Origin of the sequence: Pseudoalteromonas rubra (genome assembly GCF_005886805.2) — a bacterium.
GTDB classification, from domain to species: domain Bacteria; phylum Pseudomonadota; class Gammaproteobacteria; order Enterobacterales; family Alteromonadaceae; genus Pseudoalteromonas; species Pseudoalteromonas rubra_D.
Window position 1 is genome coordinate 1721370 of the sequence record NZ_CP045429.1, and the last position, 17024, is coordinate 1738393.

Below are 17024 nucleotides of genomic sequence, written 5' to 3' on the forward strand. Positions count from 1 at the left end.
TAGGAGGCGTTCAGTGTTGGGACAATGGTACATGAAGAAGCCTAAAAAACTGGATGGAAACTGGACACTTTCCATCAGACACAAAAAAGCCAGTTAAAGATTATCTCTCTAACTGGCTGTTTTATAACACTTTAAAGTGGTGGAGCTGGGGGGATTTGAACCCCCGTCCAGAAAGCGTCGACCTTCGGTCCTACATGTTTAGTATCGTCTTTTGGTTAACCTTTAAGTCTCGGACGAACACGATAAGTAAAGGCGAGGCCGCTTAAATTTAGCCCTTCAACCCCGGCCAGGGTTTCCGTAGCGATCTTGTGTAGGGTGACACTCATAATCCAGATCCACAAGCATATCTTGGCAGAGTGCTAGCGGGCTATTATGCCGCTAGAGCGTAGTTATCGTCGTTTGCGATTACTTTAAATGCGGCTTTTTTACGAGGCCAACCGCCCCTCGACATGCACCTCAGGCTTCATGAATCCTGTCGAATCCTAATCAGCCCCTGAAATCTCTTTCAGTCAGTAATTGTGATTATACCCAATAAAATCCCTAAAGCTCAAGCGAAGTTTGCCGATAAGTACAGTGATAAGAACTACTTGGCGGTTTTATACTCAAGTCTCATTTACAATCGTTTATATTTTGTCTAGCTGAGCGGCTGGTCGGGCTTAACAATTAGGGAAGGTTATGCTCAAATAAGGCAAGGCAATGGTTGTTTTTATGTATCGTTGTTTAGTCTGATTGGCAGGCTTGTACTTGTTTTAGCTAAATTTGAAATTTGGCCGCATCTTAGATTATGGGAAATATAGCACTTTGGTTGTAATTTTTCCACGTGATTTTTGTTGTTTGTCAAAATTCGCTTGCATGATTGGGTACAAGTGTAAAATGATGGGACTAGATATCAATGCTATTAGAAGCGTGAGCGCTTTTTTGGCGGTGGTATCGCAGGCTGTTTTCTGTATAAGCTCTTCACAGATTGTCAGCATGGATGCAATACACAATAAGAGGTTACACAGCGGCCGAGCCCTATGTATAGACCTGGTAGTGCATAATAAATTTAATAACATCGTGCATATTTTTCGGGAAGTAAGTGATGTCTTTGTTTCATTTTGATGAGGAGTCAGGGTACGTTTCAATGAACGAACACCCTGCAAATACCGGATTTCCGGCCAGTTCCGCGCAGCTTGTTGAAGCGCTGGAAAGCTCTCCTTATGCCGACTTTGATATCATACATGCCAATATCGGGCAGTTGTTTTCGCCGTCGGATGACAGGGAGAAGGATTCTTTAATTGTTGCGCAGGCGGTTGATGCCGAGTTGTCTATTCGGGTTGACGAAAATAACATGATGGCTGAAGCACGCCTGACAACGGCACGCGGCGGTAAAATGGTCACCATGGATCAAGCCCGTGAAGCTCTTAAATCAGCAGGGGTTAAGCGTGGTATCAGTAAGCAGGCCTTGGACACCTTTTTAGGTCAGCAATTTGAGCAGTCTCCGGGCAGTGTTTACAGTGGTATCGTTGCCCATGGTCAACGCGCTAAAGATGGCACCGACGCCCGATTTGTCCGTTTGTGCATGACAGCGCAAGACAGAGTGCTGAGTCCGCAACAAAAAGATGGCGGCAAAGTTGATATGCGTGACCTGGGTGCCATCATTACGGTGAGTCCGGGCAGTCCTCTTATGAAGCGCATCCCGCCTACACCGGGTGAAGAGGGCTACTCTGTGTTTGGTGATGTGCTTGAGCCCAAGCCTGGCAAAGACTTTGCGCTGGAAGTACCCGAAGGTACTAAAATCTCGCCAGATGATCCTAATCTGCTTATTGCGGACGCCAAAGGTGTACCTGTTGCTATTCCGCGTGGGATCCGCGTTGACGATGTGTTGTGTTACGATCAGGTTGATGTCACCACAGGTCATATTGAATTTGACGGCAGTGTGATCGTCAGCGGTGATGTTAAAGATGGTATGAAAATCAAAGCGTCCGGAGATATTACCGTGATTGGGTTTGTTGAGTCTGCCCAACTTGAAAGCAATGGTGCTGTTACCGTGATGCTGGGTGTGATTGGTCGTAAGCGTGATGAAGGCGAAGATTTCAGTTGTTGTCTCAAGGCAAAGCGTACGGTTTCTATCGGTTATGCTCAATATTGTCATATAGAATCTGAACAGGATCTGCTGATTGAGCGCCAGGTTTTACATTGTGACCTCAGAGCCAAGCGAATGATCCGGGTAGGAAAAGGCGATACGCCGCGAGGTAAGTTGATCGGTGGCACAGTTTATGATGCTATGCGTATAGAAGCAGGCGAAGTAGGAGCTCCGTCGGGGACACGAACGCGGATTGCGCTGGCCCAGGACTGGCATATGCTAAAGCAAAAACAACAAGAATTTAAAGACCTCGAAAAACGCCTCACAGATAAAACCCTTGCCCTGAAACGTGCACAGATCAAAGCCCAAAAGGCGCCTGCCTCTAATAAACGCGATGCTTATCTCAGTAAGCTGGCTCAGAATGAACAACAGCTCAGTAAACATTACGCACGTAATCAAAGAAATATGAAGCTGGTACAGCAAAAGCTGGCGCGACTATTAAAGCTTAGCCGGATTAAGGTCAATGAATTGATGCATCCGGGAATAGAGTTGACCATTGCCAGAGACAGTAAATCGTTTTCACGGATCTATCCGCCTCACTCGGTCCTGCTGGACGAGGGTAAAATCACCCAGGAATTCGCCACTCAGTAACTGCGTCGCGATACCTCAATGTGCGGTATCGCGTATCCAAGAGTAGCGAGCTACTCTGACCCTTCGTCGCTCTCATCTTCAACGTCTGGCAGAGGCCAGCCGCCCAAAGCCTGCCATTTATTAACGATATGGCAGAATAGCTCAGCGGTGCGTTCGGTATCATACAGGGCTGAATGTGCCTGACTGTTGTCAAACTCAATCCCCGCAGTGCGACAGGCTTTAGCCAGTACGGTCTGACCCAGTGCCAGTCCGGCCAGTGAGGTGGTATCAAAGCTCACAAATGGGTGGAACGGGGTACGCTTGATTTTACAACGTTCAATGGCTGCGTTTAAAAAGCCATGGTCAAACGCCGCATTGTGCGCGACCACCACAGAGCGCTGGCATCCAGCGGCTTTTTGGGCTTTACGTACCGCTTTACAGATCTCTTTGATGGCTTCTTCCTCATCAACCGCGCCTCGGAGCGCACTGAAGGGATCAATGCCATTAAACTCAATCGCCGACTGCTCGATATTGGCACCTTCAAATGGCGCCACATGAAAGTGTACCGTGTGGTCTAGGCTGAGCAGGCCCTGTTCATCCATCTTGAGCATGCTGACAGCAATTTCCAGCAGTGCGTCGGTGTCTTTATTAAAGCCTGCGGTTTCTACGTCAATGACGACTGGAAAGAAGCCGCGGAAGCGCTTTGCGAATAGGGTTTGCTCTTGTTCTGCCATAATCTGCTTGGTTTACTAAATTGAGCGGCCTATTATACTGATCAGAGATAAAGATGCGAATTTAGTGGCGTGCTTCCTGCACACAGAGCAAGGTAGATGTGAAGAGATGCAGGCGTCAGAACTTTGCCGTCAAAATCCGCTTTTAAAGGCATGATTATTGCTTTAACTATCGGTGAGGCGTTACCTGATGATTACGATGGCCAATCAATCAGTTCGTCCAGTTCGATATTTTTGTTTAAAGCGGAGTAAGAGCGTGAAGTTTAAAGCGAACCTGATTATTGCTACCACACTGAGTATCCTGACACTTCAGGCGCACGGTGCAATGCGGCAATACTCTGCCACAGCAGACAGCTCCCAATGGTTTGTTGACAGGACAACGCGGTTGTCTTGTGCCTTGTCACATGAAGTCCCTTATTATGGTGAAGCGATATTCCTGGCTACGGCGAGTAAAAACAAAGATCTTACCTTTAATCTGGATATGGTGGTCAGGCCCGAGAGTTACGATTTTGCAGGTCTGGAGTCGGTGCCACCGGCGTGGCGAGCCGGAATGCCAGCCAGAGTCATGGGCCAGATGAAGCTGTTGAAGAAATTTGATGGGGAACTCACCAATGCCATTAGCTGGGAGATGCTGACTGAGTTAGAGAAGGGCTATTATCCTACTTTTTATTATCAGGACTGGCAAAACCAGCATGATCAGATCTCTGTAGCACTTTCGTCAGTGAACTTTAAAAATGCCTATTGGGAATTTTTGCAGTGTCGCGATAATTTGCTGCCCTACAGCTTTGAAGACATCGCATTTACGGTGATGAACTACAAGTTCAACAGCAGTGAGCTGACCAAGTCATCACGAAAACGTTTGGATATGATCGGAGAATATCTGAATAACGACCCGCAAATTGAATCCATTTACATTTCGGCGTACACGGATAGCTATGGTGGCCGCTCGGTTAATATGGCTATGTCGAAAAAACGGGCTGAGGCGATAAAAACTTACATGGCGTCAAAAGGCATACCCGAAGATAAAATTGTCACTGATGGATTTGGCGAAAAGCGTCACGTTGCACCAAACGACACGCCGATTGGTCGGGATAAAAACCGTCGGGTCATTATTCAGATCTCGAAACCGTAACAGCCAGGCGCGCTTTTCAGGCGCGCCGCTGCAAAGTGGCAGTTTCGGGTTAGATCTTATTCCTGATTAAGTCCCGGACCACAAAGCGGGCAGGGTGCAATGCCTGATTGATCCGCTCGCTAAACGGGCGGGGCTCGTCACACAGCGTCGCAACCAGGTGCTCTGTCACTAAAGGGGCGCTGCATAGTCCTCTGGCACCAAACCCGGTCACCACATGTAATCCCTCATGAGGCTCAGTTAACGGCTCAAAGTCATCGTGTTTGCCCCGGCGCAGGTTTGCAAACGCACTGCACAGGCTGTCAGGATCCGGCACCTGGCCTACCATCGGAAAGTGGTCGTTAAAACAGCAACGTACAGCTGCTTTTGCACCTGTGATTTCCCCAAGGCTTTGATCAAACTCAGTATCTGCATAAAAGCCCTGTAACTGAGCGCGGTTGGTCAGGTTATCCTGCTCGGTCACTTCTCGGCCTTTACTGTATTTTTCAAAGGTCGCACCCATGCAATGTTCACCCGCTATACTGGGCGTAAAGTACCCTTTATGGCATAACACGGTAGTGAGTTTGGAGGAGGCTTCCCCAGCCTGGATATGTGAAACCTGGCCGCGCACACCGTGCAGCCCTAAGTGCTGAGTTTGTGCGAACATATCACTGTGTTCACCACCACAGACGAAGACATCTGAAAACGGGCCTTGCCACTGCTTGTTGATTTGTAAATACCAGCCATCCTCACGCTTTTCTAGCGCGCTGACATCTGTATTAAAGTGTTGCTGGCTTTGACACTTGGACTGGGCTGCATTAAAAACTGCTGCTGTGAGCTGAGGTGGACTTACCCAGCCTGCCTGTTCAATAAAGAGTCCCTCGAACGGAGTATCAATATTAGCCAGCGCTTGCGCTTCTGCCACAGAGACCGGACGTATCAGAGATTTGGGAAATAAGTCACTGGCGGCGATTTTTTGATGCTGTGTGCGCTTACCATCCGTCACACTTTGCAAGAGTACGCCACACCAGTCGTGGTCATAGTCAAAACCCAATGCTTCAATGTGTTGATAAAAGCGGCGCGCGTATAAAAAGCTCAACCCATACAACTCGCTGGTGGTGCTGTACTGGGCTTGCAGGTTGGGGTACACGGCACCCTGACGATTATGCGATGCGCCGCTGGCCAGCGTATCATCTTTGCAGAATAAAGTTGTGTTGATATCACGTTTGGCAAGATGGTAGCTCAAACAGGCTGAGCTTATGCCGCCGCCTATGATAGCAACTTTGTGTAGTGTACGCGGTGAATGACGGTAATATTGTGGGTTAGTTGCTTGCGTGTTGGCTGCCTCAAACTGACCAATTACCATTTCCCGCTTACGACCGTAGCCTTTCACTTTTTGGCAGTTGAAGCCTGCCTGCTGTAAGCCTCTGCGGACAAAACCCGCTGCGGTGAAAGTGGCAAATGTGGCGTTGTCTCGGCTCAGAGCCGCCATGGCATCAAACAGGGATTGTTGCCACATGTCCGGGTTTTTACTCGGAGCAAAGCCGTCCAGGTACCAGGCATCAACCAGGCCCTGTGGCCCATAAGAAAGTTTCGGCAAGGAATCGTGCACATCGCCAAACCACAGATCCAGGATCACCTGCCCATCATCAAATTCAAGACGATGACAGCCTTCAACGGCATCTGGGTATTGGGCGCAGAGTTGTTCGGCTTGTTCTGACAGATCCGGCCATGCTTTTAAGGCTTGTCTTAAATCTTCAATCTTAATCGGGTATTTTTCGAATGAAATAAAATAAAGACGCTGAACGTTACGCTGTGTTTTTAGTCGTTGAAATTGAGCCCAGGTATTAAGAAAATTCAGGCCGGTGCCAAATCCGGTTTCTGCAACCACAAAGTGGCTGCGGTCATGGCTCAGTAAACGGGTATTGAGCTTATTTTGCGAATAAAAAACATAGTCGGACTCAGCCTGGCCATCATCATTTGAAAAGTAGACATCGTCAAAGCTGTCTGCGACTGGTGTTCCTGCGTCGTTAAAGTGTATCTGGGCGTTGCGTATCATAGTGTGTATAAAAGTTCGCTACTAAATTGGTGTCTATTTTACGGATTTTATTTGCGTTCGTCCGTTGCATTTTAACAAATATCAGTTCAGAGTACGTGTGTACGCTGGAAAGCTGACCACTTGGTGCCTGGTTTCAGCGTAGAATACGCGTAAATTTAAAAAGTCCTAAGGGAATTACCCATGAGAAGAGCCGTTATTACGGGTATCGGTGTAGTGTCAAGCATCGGTAACAACAAGCAAGAAGTACTAGAGTCTTTGAAAGCGGGTAAAAGTGGTATCGCTTTTAACCAAGAGTTCGCAGACGTAAATCTGCGCAGCCAGGTATCAGGCAAGCTGGATATTGACGTGAAGTCTCTGGTTGACCGTAAAGCACATCGCTTTATGGGCGACGCAGCTGCATTTTCTTATATTTCAATGGCACAGGCGATTGAAGATTCAGGTTTGGCACCTGAGCAAGTTTCACATGAGCGTACTGGTCTGATCGTTGGTTCAGGTGGTGGTTCATCTAAATATCAGGTTGAAGCCGCGGACATTCTGCGTGAGAAAGGCGTAAAGCGTGTAGGTCCTTACATGGTACCGCGCACGATGGCAAGTACAGCTTCAGCTTGTCTGGCAACACCTTTTAAAATCAAAGGTGTAAACTATTCAATTAGTTCTGCCTGTGCGACTTCCGCACATTGTATCGGCAACGCTGTTGAGCAGATCCAACTGGGCAAGCAGGACGTGATCTTTGCTGGTGGTGGTGAGGAGCTACACTGGACTCTGGCAATGGAATTCGACGCTATGGGTGCCTTGTCAACCAAGTACAATGAAGCGCCAGAAACGGCTTCTCGTACATATGATGCAAACCGTGATGGTTTCGTTATCTCTGGCGGTGGCGGTATTGTGGTCGTTGAAGAGCTTGAGCATGCACTGGCACGTGGCGCACACATCTATGCAGAGATTGTAGGATACGGTGCGACGTCTGATGGTTATGACATGGTTGCGCCGTCTGGTGAAGGTGCTGTGAGATGTATGAAGCAGGCGATGCAAGATCTCGACGGCCCAATCGATTACCTGAACACACATGGTACGTCTACACCAGTTGGTGATGTGAAAGAGCTGGGTGCTATTCAGGAATTATTTGGTGATAATTCCCCTGCGATTAGTGCAACTAAAGCAATGACAGGTCACGCATTGGGTGCTGCAGGCGTTCACGAAGCTATCTACTCATTGCTGATGCTGGAAAACAACTTCATCGCACCGTCTATCAACATTGACGAGCTGGATGAGCAGGCACAAGGTCTGGATATTGTCACTGAAATGCGTGAGCAAGAACTGAATACTGTGATGTCGAACAGTTTTGGTTTTGGTGGTACTAACGCGACCTTGGTTATGCAAAAGTATAAAGCTTAATGGCCTTTGCCATTGAGGAATAAAAAAACCGCCGAAAGGCGGTTTTTTTATGTGTCTTGATATTAGGCTTTATGTTTCATCAGGCGTTCTTTATCACGAGACCAGTCTCTGTCTTTGATGTCGGCTCGTTTATCATGCATTTTCTTACCTTTGGCAAGGTGGAACTCAAGTTTCACCCAGCACTTCTTCCAGTACATGGCAGTGGCGACTAATGAGAAGCCATCACGCTCGGTTGCACCGATCAGCCGGTCTATTTCGCGCTTTTTAAGTAGCAACTTACGGTAGCGCATTGGATCGCATATAACATGTGTGGATGCGCTATTAAGTGGTTGGATCTGACTGGCAAGCAGGTAGGCTTCGCCGTCTTTCAGGTGAATATAAGTATCTGTGATATTGACCTTGCCAGAGCGAATGCTTTTAACTTCCCACCCCTGAAGCTCAATACCCGCTTCGAACTTGTCGTGTAAAAAATACTCATGACGCGCCTTTTTATTTAGCGCTATGGTATTGCTATTTGATTTGTTTGGTTTTTTCTTTGCCATAATGGCTTAGTCTACCTTGTATATCGGCGCGGATCAAAAATTGTGGCTATTTTCGCGCAGTCGCCTGTCACAAACAAGATAAATCTTGAAAACCTTGGTAAAATCGCCTTGTTAGAGTTTGGAGAGCGTATGCCACAAGTAGAAAAAAGTGCGTTAGTGATGTACAGCACACAAGAGATGTTTAACTTGGTCAATGATGTTGACGCTTATCCCGCTTTTTTGCCGCATTGTTCCGGGGCGCGGGTGATAGATACTTCAGATCAGGGTATGACTGCAAGCCTTGAAATCTCTAAGGCTGGTTTGACAAAATGGTTTACGACTAAGAATCAGTACGAAGGTAACCGGGTTAGAATGCAGCTCGTTGATGGTCCGTTTAAATCATTGCACGGATATTGGGAGTTTGTCGAATTGGATGAGCAGGCGTGTAAAGTCTGTTTAAAGCTAGAGTTTGAATTTGCTAATAAGCTAGTTGAGCTGGCATTTGGCCGTATCTTTAATGAAGTGGCAAAGAACATGGTCTCTGCCTTTACACAGCGAGCCAAAATTGTATACGGAGTACGCTCATGATCCAGGTTGAAGTGGTATTTGCGTTGCCCGATAAGGCCACTACGCTCAGTGTCGACGTTGCAGAGGGAACCTCGGTGGAACAAGTGGTTTTACAAAGTGGTATTTTGGAACGATGCCCTGAAATTGACCCGACGAACCTGAGCCTGGGTGTGTGGAACAGAACGGTTAAGCTGAATCATGTGGTACGAGCTGGCGATCGGATTGAGGTATATCGCCCACTTATCGCCGATCCAAAAGAAGCGCGCCGTCGTCGGGCTGAAAAAGCCAAAGAAGAAGGGCGTGCCAATAAAATCACTGGTGGACGCCCATTATCTAATTAGCAGTTAAAGTTCAGGCCGCTGTGCTGACGCGCATGGCCTGATTGCGTTACTTGTCTTCGTCCTTAGGGCTATCTTGCTCGTAAGCCGCTTTCTCATCTGCTAAATCTTGTTTTAGCTTACGGATCTTCAACCCCAGCTCCTGACCTCGGTGTCTAGCGTAATAGGTACAGCCAATAAACATACAGGTGGCAAAAAAGAGCTCAAGTAAAATCAGCAGCATTTCCTGCGGAGACACCCAAAGTAGCGTCAGTCCATGTGTGAAGTAGATCAACACAATGAAGTTGGCCCAGGCATAGGTATACGGCTTATCCTGAATAATGCCTTTAAGTGGCAACAACAGGGGTAAAATATATACCGCAAACACGAAACCTGTGCTGTAGCCCTCACGGGGTGCCAACACAAATAACCATAAAGGCATAAGAATTAACAAGCCCACGTAGCCAATAAGGGCTGAGGCCTGAAAGCGTTTTGTGACGGTTTTTTTAGGGATCTGACTCATGATAATTTATTGCTAATGGTATACAGTCGCTTTGCAAGTGCACGGCAGATTTTTATCTCTGTATCGCTTAACTCACAGCTGTTGTCCATGCCTGCCACATGGGTTGCGCCATAAGGTGTACCACCACTGGTGGTAGAGAGTAGTTCAGGTACATCATAGGGTACACCCATCAGCAGCATACCGTGGTGTAACAGCGGCAAAGACAGATTAAGCAGGGTCGCTTCGTTGCCCCCATGCATACTGCTGGACGAGGAGAAAACACATGCCGGTTTGTCGATAAGCTGGCCTTTGAGCCAAATATCACTGGTCGTTTCCCAGAATGTTTTGGCTTGCGACGCCATCATGCCAAAGCGTGTGGGCGTGCCAAATGCGAGCGCATCGCAGTCAATGAGATCTTGCTTTGATACCACAATGTCATGGGCTTCTCTCGCAACAAAGGTACGAAGTCTGACTTGGGCGCCGTGAAACTCCAGTGTTTCTGCAATTTCATGTGCCATTGCTGCAACCGAGCCATGGCTTGAATGATATAAAACTAAGATCTCAGGCATAGGTTTACAGGATATCCAGTACTGATTCAGGTGGGCGGCCAATGGCGGCTTTATCACCTTTAACTACGATAGGTCTCTCGATGAGCTTTGGGTTTTCCAGCATTGCCTGACGCAAATGCGCTTCGTCGCTGTCTTTGCTCAGGTTCAGTTCTTTGTAGAGTGTTTCTTTGCTGCGCACCAGTTGGTGAGCAGAGGTAAAACCCAACTTTTGTAATAGTGCACTTAGCGTGTCCGAATCGATGGGGGTTTTCAGGTATTCGACGACGTCAGGCTGAATATCACGAGATTCCAGCAGAGCCAGCGTTTCGCGAGATTTTGAACAACGAGGGTTGTGATAAATCGTAACAGACATACAAGATCCTTTACGGTAATGGTACTTATCTAATTTGGCGCAAATTGTATCGTATCCTGTAAGCCCTGCCTATGTTTTTCCGGCTAAGTAGCGGCGTATACCCGGCGGCGCGGCAGGAAGTTTAGGAGGGTAGACAGATAGCCGCACCATGAACGCCCGAGCAAAACGACAGTGTTCATGGTACAGCAGGTAAATTAAAGCTTGGCGAGTTCTTTTTGCATATCACGATATTGCGTCAGTAGTGCTTTTAAGCGCAGGCGACGTATGGTTTCTTCCTTTTCCACGTGGTTGAGCGCTTTTTGAATTTCGTCCGCAGCGCGCATAAAGGCCCCGTAATGGCTGAGCAAACTGGCCTGACTTTCATGGTAGTCGGCTTTGGCATCCATCTTTTTGTAGGTGTCTGTGAGCAGTTGTCTTGCCAAAACATGATCTGGCTTTTCCAGCAAAAAGACCTTCAGTAGTTGCTCAGCCAGATCATATTGCTCACCTTTTATTGCTGCATTGGCATAGTTTAGCGTGATCACCTGGTTATTCGGTCTGAGTTGATGTTTTTCACCCAGTAACTTAGTGATCCCTGCGTAATCTTTCTTCGCCAGTAACAGATCGGTGTACACGTCCAGATAAAACAAGTTATTGGGGTCAGCACGCAGTAATTTGTCCATTACCGTTTGGGCTTTATCCAGTTTTTCCTGATCCAGGAAAGTAATAGCCAGGCCATATTCCAGGGCGCTTTTGTCCAGTTCTGATGAACGCTTCAGTGCCTGCTCAAAGTACGCCTGTGCTGATTCGCTATCGAGTTGGTATCTGGCAATAACCCGGCTCTTGGCCAACTGGAATTGAGGACTTCTGGGTACATAGCGTTGTTCGTATTGTTGAGCACGCAAACGGACGTCTGATACCCGAGAGTCAGGTAGTGGGTGAGACATTAAAAACACCGGTGCTTTATTTTTAAAACGCACCTGGGCTGCCAGTTTACTCAGGAACTCGCTGGATGCATGTGGATCGAACCCTGCGCTGTACAAGGTCTGCATACCGAAGCGGTCGGCTTCCTGTTCGGCTTTACGGCTGTGAGTAAGCTGACTCAGTGCTGATTGCGTTGAACTGGCCGACAGGATAGCCATGCCTGCATCCGGGGCGATTACAGTTGCCAGAATACCTGTGATCATACCCGCAATGGTCAGAGCACTATTGTCTTTGGCTTGCTGGATCCTGCGCGCCAAATGACGCTGGGTTACGTGGGCAATTTCGTGGCCCAGTACAGATGCAAACTGACTTTCGTTATCGGCCTGTGCCATCAAGCCCGTGTGTACGCCAACGTGACCGCCATAAAAGGCAAACGCGTTAATGTCTTTGTTATCAATCCAAAAGAAGGAAAAAGGAAAGCGTACATCGTTAGCATTGGCAACTAACTTATTGCCGAGTGTTGATAAATACTCATCGAGCACCGGATCCTGTACCAATTTAGATCCTGAGCGGATCTGCATCATCATAATTTCGCCGATGGCTTGTTCTTTGTCTATGGGCAACACTTGGACTGCGGATGTGCCCAAGTCGGGCAGTTTAAGTGTTGACTGAGCCTGGCCCGGGATTGACATACTCAAAGCCAGGGCACATAGAGATGCCTGAAACAGCTTTTTTAACTGCATTCTAGTCCTTATTCATTTCGTCACCCAGCATGATCTTGGCGATGTCTATTTCATCGCTACATGCACGGGCATCTTTTTCGCACAACATATAAAAATCTTTAATTGAGACCCCATCAACCTTGATAACGTTCAATTCTCTTTGCAGCATGTTTAATGTTTTATAGACCACTTTGTGTGCATGCAAAATCAGGGCTTTGTCTGCGGTGTCACCTCTGTCGAAATAAAATGCGATAAATTTATGGAGTTGGTTAAACCGCAGCAGTACTTTCATGGTATGCGGGTCCCAGACGTTAAACTCAAGATATTTATTGTCTTTCAGATAACGATCTACTTTAACGCCCTTGGCGATGGGGTAAGCCCATAACTCAAAACCACGATCAGTAAACACTTGATGAAGCGCTAAGGCCGGTGCCTTCTCGCAGTGGATGATACCGTTGCTGTCCTCATATCCGCCAAGCAGAGATAAATTCCAGTTGCGCTTGTCGAGCAGGCGCTTAACGGCGTGATCAAATCCATGTTGAAAAATACCTTCGCCTTCACTAACTGAAGAGGCGACAAGGTGATAAAATGGTGGCAACTCACCCCAGTTAATTTGTTTTTTAAACCAGTTTATTTCTTTTAAGGTTGGGTTGTCAGGCAAACGCGCCTTGTTGTTTACACCAGGCATGTGAAAATCCGAAAAATCACTATCTCTTTTATAAGGATAACGCATTGACCGGGTTCAGGCTATACGGTTTGCCCACAGAGTAAACCTGAGCCGTGTTCTGGTATAGGCTAAGAGTTGTAACAGGTTGAAAGTAGAATTAAATAAGGCTCAAAACAGCGTGATTGAATGTGATTTGCGACCGTTTCAGTGTCCACAGCTTTTTGTCCAGTTTAAGTGGCAGCTTAAACAAGCGAAAACCAAAACAAAAGCGGTGCGCTTTTTTTATACAAGAGAACAAGACTTGCGAGATGTAATGCGCTATTTAAACAATCAAGATATGGTATTTCAGCATAATCAACAGTCAGAACCATTTTTTATACAAGTGGAGTGTATAGATGATTGAACTCATTAAATCCTGGTATCGGGCCAAGTTCTCAGATCCCAACTCTGTGACCTTACTGCTGATGCTGCTGGCGATGGCTGCACTGTTATACTTTTTTGGGACATTCATTATTCCCGTATTAGTTGCCATAGTTATAGCCTATTTGCTGGATTGGCCCGTAACGCACCTGCAACGGGTGGTGCCCAGCCGGCAGATGGCTACTAATATCGTGATGCTGGTCTTTGTGAGTGTCATGCTGGCACTGATGTTTGGTATTTTGCCCGTGCTGTGGGCGCAAACCAGCAACTTGGTGCAAGAAGCCCCGACCATGATTGAAGAAGGCAAATATTATCTGCTTCATTTACCAGACAATTACCCGAATCTGATATCGACAGAGCAGGTTCAAAACCTGGTGGGAGCAGTGGAAACCAAGTTGTTTGATTTTGGCCAACAGGTGGTCTCTGCCTCTCTGACATCTATAAAAGATGTGGTCGCCTGGCTTATCTACTTAGTTCTGGTGCCTTTGTTAGTGTTTTTCATGTTGAAAGATAAAACCCAACTCACAGCGGGGTTGTTGCAGCTGGTGCCAAAAGAAAGACGCCTGATCAATCAGGTGTGGGAAGAAATGGACCATCAGATCATGAACTACATTCGGGGTAAAGTAATTGAAATTGTGATTGTCGGGTTATCCAGTTTTATTGCCTTCACGGTGTTGGATTTACGTTATGCCGCCTTACTTGGCACCTTGGTGGGCTTCTCGGTGTTGATCCCCTTCATTGGTGCTGCAGTGGTGACTTTGCCTGTGGCTGCCGTGGCGTTATTTCAGTTTGGTGTTGCGCCAGAGTTCTGGACGGTATTGGTGGTTTATGGCGTGATCCAGGCTTTGGATGGCAACGTGTTGGTGCCCTTGCTGTTTTCTGAAGCAGTAGACCTGAACCCGGTGTACATTATCGTCGCAGTCCTGTTTTTTGGCGGTTTGTGGGGGTTCTGGGGGGTCTTTTTTGCAATTCCGCTGGCCTCTTTAGTCAAAGCTTTGCTCAATGCCTGGTCAACACAGCAACAGGAATACCTCGCATCTGAGGCTAAATAATCTATAACAGGTGGCGTGCCTGCGTCACCTCGTTCTTTCATGTCTGCCCCAATGTTATCTTGTACCATTTTGGAATAACGATCTTCATTTATACAGCAAATGATTATTATGCTTGCTGTGCCTTTTGTGTAGAATGGAATAAGATATTCTATATTGTTATAAAGGAGCGCCGTGTGATCCAGTCTGAACAAGACCAATTAATCTACCTCGATGCCAATGCCACTACGCCGGTATTACCCGAGATTGCAAAAGTCGTGGTGCATACCATGCAAGTGTGTTTTGGTAACCCTTCGAGTGCGCACATTACGGGCGTGCAGGCCAAGCACTTGATGGAAGAGGCCCGGAATAAAGGTCGAGAGGTGATTGGGGCGACTAGTGGAGAGCTGCTTTTTACCTCGGGTGCAACAGAAGGGATCCAAACGGCCATCGTTTCAGCTCTGAGTGATTATGTTCAGCGTGCCGAAGAGGTTTACGAAAAACCAGTTCTTATGTACGGCGCAACGGAACATAAAGCGGTGCCGAATACCTTAAAGCACTGGAATCGATTACTGGGTCTGGATGCACAAATCCTGGAAATACCCGTAGACTCGAAAGGGATACTGGATCTGGACTTTATTGCAGAGCATGTTGAACAGGCAGTGATGGTCTGCACTATGGCAGCTAACAATGAAACAGGTATTAAGCAAGACTTACTCAGGCTTGAGCAAGTGATCCGTGAAGGCAATGCGAAAACGGCCTGGATGGTCGACTGTGTTCAGGCCTTGGGTAAGTTGCCGCTGCAATTGTCACAAACCACAATAGATTATGCGCCGTTTTCCGGCCACAAGCTTTATGCACCAAAAGGCATCGGCTTTTTGTATATTCGCAGTGGCAGTCCATACACGCCCTTTATTGCGGGCGGCGGTCAGGAATCGGGGATGCGTTCAGGCACGGAAAATATTCCAGGTATTGCCGCACTCAGTACGCTCTTCGATATGCTGCTGGATAAAGAAAACTCTCCTTTTAATCCGGTTGAACAGCTTGAAAAACACCGCAGCATGTTAGCTGAAGCCATTGAAACGACTTTTAAGCAGGTCACTTTTCATCATGATTTTGCGCTGTCTGTACCAACAACGCTTAACTTCTCGGTGGATCACCTGACTAATAAAGAAGTCATTGATCTGCTGGATGCTGCGGGGATCCGTGTCAGCGGAGGATCTGCCTGTAGTTCAGGCTCAAGTCGCAGCTTTGTACTTGATGCAATGAATGTCCCGGACTGGCAAAGTGAAAATGCCATTCGTCTGTCGTTTGGACCGGCCGATAGTGAAGCACAGATCCGCAAGGCATGTGAAGCATTGACAAGTCTTCAGCCGATCCTGGAAAACAACTGTTTGGTGGTGTCAGACAGCACGGCACCGGAGCAGGAAGCTTGCGCAGTTGGCTTAACTCAGCTACGTCATCAGGGAGCCTGCTGTTGGCTGTACGTGACGGCCGATAAACAGGCTATCATTGTGGACCCTGTACCTGAGCTAGTTCCTCGTTTACAACGCTTGCTGGATAAGCAGGGGCTGGGCTGCAGGGCACTATTGAAAACGCATCTGAGTGAACCGGCAAGCGATGCGGTGAATTTGTTATCTCATAACCTGATTGATAATAAAGTAGTCGATGACTTTGGCTGGCCTGTGGACGGCACACATGGTTTATTGCAAGAGTCGCTGATTCAACTGCCGGGCGCTGAGAAAGAGTCGGAAAATCGTTGTTATTTATTGATGCAGGGCGATGATGTGTCTGCCTGTTTTGCCGGAAAGCTGTTACTGCCCCAGGGGCTTGGTGATAGCCAGGGAGAGACAGCATGTGCAGCTTCTATGGCTGAAACGCTATTACGCCTCAATGAAATACTGGATGACAATAGTTTGATCTGTAGTGCACTGGACTATCAACAGTGCTTTGCAATTAACTGGCATGCACAAGTACAGGTTAGCCCGTTACTGGGTCGCCTGCTTAATGGTGCCTGTTCAACCGATGAGTTTATTGAGCAAAAAGCCAGTATGGACAGCGACTCTAGCACATTCAGAGAGCGATTCCTGGGAGCGTTGATGGACTCGGCTGTGCCCGCGGTGAAAGCGCTAAACAGATCTGCCGCAGAAGAGTGGTTGCAATGTCATGAGGGAATGATCATTGATTGCCGGGAACCGTATGAGTCCGATGTATCACGTCGGGGGATCACTGAGTTGTTTGGCAATCTGGCGGTTGGTCGGGTGCTGAATATTCCTCTAAGCAGAATGACGGATGTATTGCGTAATGGGGCACTCGACTCATCGCAGCATTATCTGTTGGTGTGTCGCACCGGCAATCGTTCGATGCAGGCTGGTAATACACTGGCAATGTTGGGGTTTGATCGGGTCGCGAACCTGGCAGGTGGATTGGCGTTAAATTAGCGCGCTGAAGCCCCGGTCATGCCGGGG

The 17024-nt window shown here is 47.6% G+C and carries 16 protein-coding genes and 1 other RNA gene; 8 read left to right on the forward strand and 9 right to left on the reverse strand.

Features of this window, described 5'->3' with window-relative positions:
- Positions 1-137: 137 nt before the first annotated feature.
- Positions 138-494: a transfer-messenger RNA gene (gene ssrA, locus CWC22_RS07375) on the reverse strand.
- 587 nt (positions 495-1081) lie between these two features.
- On the opposite strand from ssrA, the gene CWC22_RS07380 reads away from it, so the two are divergent.
- Positions 1082-2716, forward strand: a complete 1635-nt coding sequence (locus CWC22_RS07380) for a DUF342 domain-containing protein (RefSeq protein ID WP_138539050.1) — start codon at positions 1082-1084, stop codon at positions 2714-2716.
- Positions 2717-2766: 50 nt separating this feature from the next.
- Here the strand turns inward: CWC22_RS07380 and rnt are convergent, their stop codons facing one another.
- On the reverse strand, positions 2767-3429 hold the full coding sequence (gene rnt, locus CWC22_RS07385) for a ribonuclease T (protein ID WP_138539051.1): 663 nt from the start codon (positions 3427-3429) through the stop codon (positions 2767-2769).
- A 253-nt stretch (positions 3430-3682) separates the two neighbouring features.
- Here rnt and CWC22_RS07390 point away from each other — a divergent pair, with 253 nt between their 5' ends.
- On the forward strand, positions 3683-4558 hold the full coding sequence (locus CWC22_RS07390; protein ID WP_125563340.1) for a flagellar protein MotY: 876 nt from the start codon (positions 3683-3685) through the stop codon (positions 4556-4558).
- Between the two features lie 49 nt (positions 4559-4607).
- Here CWC22_RS07390 and mnmC read toward each other — a convergent pair whose 3' ends face one another.
- Entirely contained in the window at positions 4608-6593 is a 1986-nt protein-coding gene (mnmC, locus tag CWC22_RS07395; RefSeq protein WP_138539052.1) for a bifunctional tRNA (5-methylaminomethyl-2-thiouridine)(34)-methyltransferase MnmD/FAD-dependent 5-carboxymethylaminomethyl-2-thiouridine(34) oxidoreductase MnmC, read from the reverse strand.
- 180 nt (positions 6594-6773) lie between these two features.
- On the opposite strand from mnmC, the gene fabB reads away from it, so the two are divergent.
- Positions 6774-7988, forward strand: a complete 1215-nt coding sequence (gene fabB, locus CWC22_RS07400; protein WP_125563336.1) for a beta-ketoacyl-ACP synthase I — start codon at positions 6774-6776, stop codon at positions 7986-7988.
- Positions 7989-8050: 62 nt separating this feature from the next.
- Here fabB and smpB read toward each other — a convergent pair whose 3' ends face one another.
- Entirely contained in the window at positions 8051-8530 is a 480-nt protein-coding gene (gene smpB, locus CWC22_RS07405; protein ID WP_010385884.1) for an SsrA-binding protein SmpB, read from the reverse strand.
- Between the two features lie 129 nt (positions 8531-8659).
- Here smpB and CWC22_RS07410 point away from each other — a divergent pair, with 129 nt between their 5' ends.
- Positions 8660-9097 carry an SRPBCC family protein gene (locus CWC22_RS07410; RefSeq protein WP_125563334.1) on the forward strand — a complete coding sequence of 146 codons (438 nt, stop codon included), beginning with the start codon at positions 8660-8662 and terminating at the stop codon, positions 9095-9097.
- Positions 9094-9417 (forward strand): RnfH family protein, encoded by a 324-nt coding sequence (locus CWC22_RS07415; RefSeq protein WP_010385887.1) that lies wholly within the window; start codon positions 9094-9096, stop codon positions 9415-9417. The genes CWC22_RS07410 and CWC22_RS07415 overlap by 4 nt, the downstream gene beginning before the upstream one ends.
- A 46-nt stretch (positions 9418-9463) precedes the next feature.
- Here the strand turns inward: CWC22_RS07415 and CWC22_RS07420 are convergent, their stop codons facing one another.
- From CWC22_RS07420 to CWC22_RS07440, 5 genes are all read right to left on the reverse strand, one after another.
- Complete coding sequence (locus tag CWC22_RS07420; RefSeq protein WP_125563332.1) at positions 9464-9916, reverse strand: DUF2069 domain-containing protein; 453 nt, start codon at positions 9914-9916, stop codon at positions 9464-9466.
- Positions 9913-10464, reverse strand: a complete 552-nt coding sequence (gene wrbA, locus CWC22_RS07425; RefSeq protein WP_125563330.1) for an NAD(P)H:quinone oxidoreductase — start codon at positions 10462-10464, stop codon at positions 9913-9915. The genes CWC22_RS07420 and wrbA overlap by 4 nt, the downstream gene beginning before the upstream one ends.
- A gap of 4 nt (positions 10465-10468) precedes the next feature.
- Complete coding sequence (gene arsC / locus CWC22_RS07430) at positions 10469-10816, reverse strand: arsenate reductase (glutaredoxin) (protein WP_125563328.1); 348 nt, start codon at positions 10814-10816, stop codon at positions 10469-10471.
- Between the two features lie 194 nt (positions 10817-11010).
- Positions 11011-12462: a M48 family metalloprotease gene (locus CWC22_RS07435; RefSeq protein ID WP_125563326.1), complete on the reverse strand. Its 1452-nt coding sequence runs from the start codon at positions 12460-12462 to the stop codon at positions 11011-11013.
- 1 nt (position 12463) lies between these two features.
- Positions 12464-13129, reverse strand: coding sequence for a hypothetical protein (locus CWC22_RS07440; protein WP_125563324.1), 666 nt, complete (start codon positions 13127-13129; stop codon positions 12464-12466).
- 124 nt (positions 13130-13253) lie between these two features.
- Between CWC22_RS07440 and CWC22_RS07445 the strand changes: the two genes are divergently transcribed.
- From CWC22_RS07445 to CWC22_RS07455, 3 genes are all read left to right on the forward strand, one after another.
- Positions 13254-13511 carry a hypothetical protein gene (locus CWC22_RS07445; RefSeq protein WP_138539053.1) on the forward strand — a complete coding sequence of 86 codons (258 nt, stop codon included), beginning with the start codon at positions 13254-13256 and terminating at the stop codon, positions 13509-13511.
- A complete protein-coding gene (locus CWC22_RS07450) occupies positions 13504-14580 on the forward strand; it encodes an AI-2E family transporter (RefSeq protein WP_125563320.1) in 1077 nt (358 codons plus the stop codon). Before CWC22_RS07445 ends, CWC22_RS07450 begins: the two co-directional genes overlap by 8 nt.
- Before the next feature lie 173 nt (positions 14581-14753).
- Positions 14754-16997, forward strand: a complete 2244-nt coding sequence (locus tag CWC22_RS07455; protein ID WP_125563318.1) for an aminotransferase class V-fold PLP-dependent enzyme — start codon at positions 14754-14756, stop codon at positions 16995-16997.
- Positions 16998-17024: the final 27 nt, after the last annotated feature.

What these genes read in the sequence shown, in the direction of transcription:
- CWC22_RS07380 (WP_138539050.1), top strand. Translation starts at nt 1,082, where the DNA reads ATGTCTTTGTTTCATTTTGATGAGGAGTCAGGGTACGTTTCAATGAAC.
- rnt (WP_138539051.1), bottom strand. Translation starts at nt 3,429, where the DNA reads ATGGCAGAACAAGAGCAAACCCTATTCGCAAAGCGCTTCCGCGGCTTC.
- mnmC (WP_138539052.1), bottom strand. Translation starts at nt 6,593, where the DNA reads ATGATACGCAACGCCCAGATACACTTTAACGACGCAGGAACACCAGTC.
- fabB (WP_125563336.1), top strand. Translation starts at nt 6,774, where the DNA reads ATGAGAAGAGCCGTTATTACGGGTATCGGTGTAGTGTCAAGCATCGGT.
- smpB (WP_010385884.1), bottom strand. Translation starts at nt 8,530, where the DNA reads ATGGCAAAGAAAAAACCAAACAAATCAAATAGCAATACCATAGCGCTA.
- CWC22_RS07410 (WP_125563334.1), top strand. Translation starts at nt 8,660, where the DNA reads ATGCCACAAGTAGAAAAAAGTGCGTTAGTGATGTACAGCACACAAGAG.
- CWC22_RS07415 (WP_010385887.1), top strand. Translation starts at nt 9,094, where the DNA reads ATGATCCAGGTTGAAGTGGTATTTGCGTTGCCCGATAAGGCCACTACG.
- CWC22_RS07420 (WP_125563332.1), bottom strand. Translation starts at nt 9,916, where the DNA reads ATGAGTCAGATCCCTAAAAAAACCGTCACAAAACGCTTTCAGGCCTCA.
- wrbA (WP_125563330.1), bottom strand. Translation starts at nt 10,464, where the DNA reads ATGCCTGAGATCTTAGTTTTATATCATTCAAGCCATGGCTCGGTTGCA.
- arsC (WP_125563328.1), bottom strand. Translation starts at nt 10,816, where the DNA reads ATGTCTGTTACGATTTATCACAACCCTCGTTGTTCAAAATCTCGCGAA.
- CWC22_RS07435 (WP_125563326.1), bottom strand. Translation starts at nt 12,462, where the DNA reads ATGCAGTTAAAAAAGCTGTTTCAGGCATCTCTATGTGCCCTGGCTTTG.
- CWC22_RS07440 (WP_125563324.1), bottom strand. Translation starts at nt 13,129, where the DNA reads ATGCCTGGTGTAAACAACAAGGCGCGTTTGCCTGACAACCCAACCTTA.
- CWC22_RS07450 (WP_125563320.1), top strand. Translation starts at nt 13,504, where the DNA reads ATGATTGAACTCATTAAATCCTGGTATCGGGCCAAGTTCTCAGATCCC.